This window comes from Corallococcus exercitus, from assembly GCF_003611585.1.
GTDB classification, from domain to species: Bacteria; Myxococcota; Myxococcia; order Myxococcales; family Myxococcaceae; genus Corallococcus; species Corallococcus exercitus.
Window position 1 is genome coordinate 1 of sequence record NZ_RAVW01000951.1, and the last position, 381, is coordinate 381.

Annotated in this window: 1 protein-coding gene; it reads left to right on the plus strand. The window is 55.4% G+C overall.

Annotation, left to right across the window (positions count from 1 at the left end):
* On the plus strand, window positions 1-381 hold a 381-nt coding region (locus tag D7W79_RS43045; RefSeq protein WP_147442411.1), incomplete at both ends, for an EamA family transporter.

The following is a 381-nucleotide window of genomic DNA, read 5'->3' on the forward strand; positions in this document are numbered from 1 at the left end:
GTCGATGGGGCGTTATCTGGCGTTAGGGTTAATTGCGCTACCCATTGCCTGGCTGGGACGCGTGCGTCTGCGTCAGTTGGCGCGTCGGGACTGGCTTACCGCCTTGATGCTCACTATGATGGGCAACCTCATTTATTACTTCTGCCTTGCCAGTGCCATTCAACGTACTGGCGCGCCTGTTTCCACGATGATTATCGGCACCCTGCCGGTGGTCATTCCTGTCTTTGCCAATCTGCTTTATAGCCAGCGCGACGGCAAACTCGCGTGGGGAAAACTCGCCCCGGCACTGATTTGTATTGGCATCGGCCTGGCGAGTGTGAATATTGCTGAGTTAAACCACGGACTCCCCGATTTTGACTGGGCACGTTATACCTCTGGCAT